The following is a 3,487-nucleotide window of genomic DNA, read 5'->3' as shown; positions in this document are numbered from 1 at the left end:
GGCGCGCGCCGTCGGCGCCGGCCAGCTTCAGTTGTCCACGCAACGGATAGGCGCTGGTGACCGCCTTGATCGATGACAGGATGGAGCGCGCCGCATTGGCGCCGGCATCGCCTTCGCCGGCAATCGCCATGCTCGGGAACACAACCGTCTGCGCCATCGTCAACTGGTGTTGGCGGGCCTGCTCCAGCCAGGCCGGATCAAGCGGCTGGTCCGCACCGACCAGCAGATCGGCGCCGAGCAACTGGTGCGCATCGCGCGTGAGGCCGGCGCGCATGCGATCCACGAAGAAACCGACCGAGGACAATGCCGCCACCGCGACGATCAGGGCAATCAGCAGGAAGCGCAATTCACCGGCGCGCCAGTCACGGCGCGTCATGCGCAACGATAGAAAAAACATGCAACTCCAGGCGGAAAATCAGAAGGAAACGACGCGCCTGTCTGAGGCTTATCTGAGGCTAGTATCTGATGCTTGTATCCCCAGGCAAGCGCGTCCATTGCCGACAGCATAGCGCATGCCGGCGTGGCTGACTTTTTTACGCCGCCGGCGCCGCCATGTCGATGACGACGCGATATTTCACATCGCTTACAGCAATGCGCTCGCAGGCCTGGTTGAGGTCCTGAATCCTGATCACTTCAAACCCGGCTAGCGCAACCACAAGGCCGCGCTGCTCAACGCCAGCAGGACGCACGCCGCGACCAGCAGTTTGACCTTGTTGCGCAGGTTGTCGAATGCAGCCACCAATTGCGCGTTCTGCTCGGCCAGCGTATTGATCAGCGCCGAGGCGTCGACCTGCTCCGCTTCCAGCTGCGTGATGCGCTGCGCCAACTGTTCGGGGCTGCCCGGCTCCGCTGTCGCGCCGTCTTCGGCGATGGCTGATTTGGCCTTGCCTGCCCGCGTGCGCGCCCACAAATCCTTGGCGCCGCGCACCACGGTCGGTGTGGCCTGGACGACGTCGGCCCACGGTATCAGTTTGAAAGCTGCGATCCAGTTGAGCGCCATGAATTTATCCTGTCTTCACTTGAATATTGATTGATCTTCGATTGAACTCGATGCCGGGCAACACTTCTAAAAACCGCAGCGCCTTGCTAACACGTCGTAACACTTCGCAACAATGTTGCCGCGCAAAGCGCTTGCATTTGCCTACCGCAGAGTAGACACTCGCCACCAGATAAAGTTGAGGAAAACATGAAAACGTCCCTATGGCGCACGGTCGCGCTGCTCTCCTTCTCCATCGCCGGCAGCAGCGCCTGGGCTGGGGATTGCAATAATGCCCAAAGTGTCCAAACTCAGGTCGACATCGATGAATGCGCCAGCCAGGCGCTCAACAAGGCCGACGCCGAGCTGAACCAGACTTACGTCGACTACCGCAAGCGCCTCGACAAGACCCAGCAGAATCAGATCCGCGATGTCCAGCTGGCCTGGATCAAATACCGCGATCTGTCATGCAAGTATGCCACCTCGCGCAGCGCCGGCGGTTCGGTGCACAACATGGCGCTGCAATCCTGCCTGACGGAAAAGACGCTGGAACGCACCAAGGAGCTCAAGGCGCTGTCCGCGTGCCCCGAGGGGGATGTTGCCTGTCCGCGCTAAAAAAACGGCGTAGCGACGCTGTCAACGCAGCCCGTTTGGCAAACGTTCAAGGGCAAGCGACGGCCATGCCGTCGTGCCAAGCGCAGAAAACAAGGTAAGAACGCGGCATCCAAACCGCACAACCCACGTTATCCCTGAATGGAGAAACCCATGAAAAAACTGATCGCCGCCCTCGCCCTCGTCGCTCCCGTCATGCTTGCCCCTGTCGCCATGGCGCAAACCCAGACTGCCCAGCAAAGCAAGATGACTACCTGTAACAAGGACGCCACCGGTAAAAAAGGTGACGAACGCAAGGCCTTCATGAAGGATTGCCTCTCCAACAAGCCGGCCGCTCCTGCCGCACCGGCAACGCAGCAAGACAAGATGAAGAGCTGCAACAAGGACGCCACCGGCAAGAAAGGCGACGACCGCAAAGCCTTCATGAAAGAGTGCCTGAAGAAGGACAAGTAATTCCGGCAATCCACCTGTCAATAAAAAGCCCGCAGGCGACATGGTCGCTGCGGGCTTTTTTACGCCTGTCGGATTATTGCCAACAGCGTTATCGGAAAAACATCATTGCGGGCTGCGCTTGAAGAAAAACAAGCCGGCACCGACCAGCATCAGCACGCCGCCGAAAAAACGGTTCTGCATGCGCACCGCCTTCGCATCCCGGAAGAAGCGCTGCATGCGGCTCGCCGCGAAGGCATAGCCGTGCATCACCACCAGATCCACCGCCACCATCGTGATCGCCATCAGCAGCAATTGCAGCCACAGCGAACGCTCATGGTTGATGAACTGCGGCAAGACCGCGACCATGAAAACGATGCCCTTCGGGTTGGTGGCGTTGGTCAGGAAACCTGTGACCGTGCGCTGCCACCATGCCGCCGGTGCTGCAGGACGCGCCGCTTGCGCTTCGTCGACATGCACCGGCGAGCGCCATTGCGACCAGCCGAGATAAATCAGGTAGGCCGCGCCGAGGATCTTGATCGTGTTGAAGGCGGCTTCCGACGCCACCAGCAGCGAACCCACGCCCGCACCCGCGATGATGAGGATCACCACCAGCGCGATCTCCAGCCCGAGGATGGTCGCGCTGGTGCGGCGCACGCCGTAGTTGAGGCCGTGGCTCATCGACAAGACTGCGCCGGAACCGGGAGAAATGGCGATCAGACAAGCCGCCAGGAAAAATGCAAACCAGGATTGAAAAGCCATGCCGTACTTTCTACTGATAAACCAGGGATGGACATTATAAGGACTCATGCAGCGGCGCGCTGAACTCTGCCAGCCGAATGCCGTCTGACCGTGATAGCTGTTCCGGTCAAGATCAACCAACAAGGAGCATCACATGAACCTTCATCTTTCCTTCGGCCCCCTGGTCGCCCTGATTGCCGGCGTTCTGATCCTCGTGATGCCGCGCCTTCTCAATTTCATCATTGCGATTTACCTGATCGTCATCGGCCTGGCCGGCTTGTTCGGTTCGCATGGCTGGCCGTTTGCATAGCGCCTGGAGAGATGCAAAGGAACTGCAACAGATGCTTACAAATATGACATCTTTTGAAACACTCTGATGTCGTCGCTTCGGTTCACGGCTCGTTAATGGAAGTAAGGCGCAACAATCAATAGTCAGCGCCGAGACTGAAAAAACTTCTCTTTAAGGAAATTGCCATGAACTCGAAATCCATCGTCGTTGCAGCTCTGTTCTCCGCCCTGACTCTGCCAGTGTTCGCTCAAACCGGCGCGCCTGCAGCACCGGCAGCTGCAAAACCTGCAACTGCGACTCCTGCCGCTGCAACTGCAGCGCCGAAGGCCGAGCACGCCGCCAAGCACAAGGCCGTGAAACACACCAAGAAGGAAGCCAAGGCTGAAAAGACAACCGCCGCAACTGCGGCAACACCAGCGACACCAGCAACACCAGCAACA

The 3,487-nt window shown here is 59.0% G+C and carries 6 protein-coding genes and 1 pseudogene; 4 read left to right on the top strand and 3 right to left on the bottom strand.

Annotated elements, in window-relative coordinates; all coding sequences use genetic code 11:
• Positions 1 to 397, bottom strand: a pseudogene (locus tag HLUSI_RS29075) (ABC transporter permease); the annotation flags it as partial.
• Positions 398 to 643: 246 nt separating this feature from the next.
• A complete protein-coding gene (locus HLUSI_RS0116425) occupies positions 644 to 1,000 on the bottom strand; it encodes a hypothetical protein (RefSeq protein ID WP_016835010.1) in 357 nt (118 codons plus the stop codon).
• Positions 1,001 to 1,186: 186 nt separating this feature from the next.
• On the opposite strand from HLUSI_RS0116425, the gene HLUSI_RS0116420 reads away from it, so the two are divergent.
• Together HLUSI_RS0116420 and HLUSI_RS0116415 are read left to right on the top strand one after the other, a co-directional pair.
• A complete protein-coding gene (locus HLUSI_RS0116420; protein WP_016835009.1) occupies positions 1,187 to 1,591 on the top strand; it encodes a lysozyme inhibitor LprI family protein in 405 nt (134 codons plus the stop codon).
• 150 nt (positions 1,592 to 1,741) lie between these two features.
• The gene (locus HLUSI_RS0116415; protein WP_016835008.1) at positions 1,742 to 2,041 is read left to right on the top strand and encodes a PsiF family protein; all 300 of its coding nucleotides are present in this window, start codon (positions 1,742 to 1,744) and stop codon (positions 2,039 to 2,041) included.
• 102 nt (positions 2,042 to 2,143) lie between these two features.
• On the opposite strand, the gene HLUSI_RS0116410 is transcribed toward HLUSI_RS0116415, so the two are convergent.
• Positions 2,144 to 2,779 (bottom strand): LysE family transporter, encoded by a 636-nt coding sequence (locus HLUSI_RS0116410; RefSeq protein WP_016835007.1) that lies wholly within the window; start codon positions 2,777 to 2,779, stop codon positions 2,144 to 2,146.
• Between the two features lie 133 nt (positions 2,780 to 2,912).
• Here HLUSI_RS0116410 and HLUSI_RS31770 point away from each other — a divergent pair, with 133 nt between their 5' ends.
• On the top strand, positions 2,913 to 3,068 hold the full coding sequence (locus HLUSI_RS31770; protein ID WP_016835006.1) for a DUF3096 domain-containing protein: 156 nt from the start codon (positions 2,913 to 2,915) through the stop codon (positions 3,066 to 3,068).
• A 164-nt stretch (positions 3,069 to 3,232) separates the two neighbouring features.
• Positions 3,233 to 3,487: hypothetical protein (locus HLUSI_RS32775; protein ID WP_157137880.1), on the top strand; the 255-nt coding region annotated here is incomplete at its 3' end.

Origin of the sequence: Herbaspirillum lusitanum P6-12 (genome assembly GCF_000256565.1) — a bacterium.
Classification (GTDB): Bacteria; Pseudomonadota; Gammaproteobacteria; order Burkholderiales; family Burkholderiaceae_D; genus Herbaspirillum; species Herbaspirillum lusitanum.
Note: the sequence above shows the minus strand (reverse complement) of the source record. Positions and strands in the feature narration are given on the sequence as shown.

Coding starts and splice junctions, on each gene's coding strand:
- HLUSI_RS0116425 (WP_016835010.1), bottom strand. CDS start 1,000: ATGGCGCTCAACTGGATCGCAGCTTTCAAACTGATACCGTGGGCCGAC.
- HLUSI_RS0116420 (WP_016835009.1), top strand. CDS start 1,187: ATGAAAACGTCCCTATGGCGCACGGTCGCGCTGCTCTCCTTCTCCATC.
- HLUSI_RS0116415 (WP_016835008.1), top strand. CDS start 1,742: ATGAAAAAACTGATCGCCGCCCTCGCCCTCGTCGCTCCCGTCATGCTT.
- HLUSI_RS0116410 (WP_016835007.1), bottom strand. CDS start 2,779: ATGGCTTTTCAATCCTGGTTTGCATTTTTCCTGGCGGCTTGTCTGATC.
- HLUSI_RS31770 (WP_016835006.1), top strand. CDS start 2,913: ATGAACCTTCATCTTTCCTTCGGCCCCCTGGTCGCCCTGATTGCCGGC.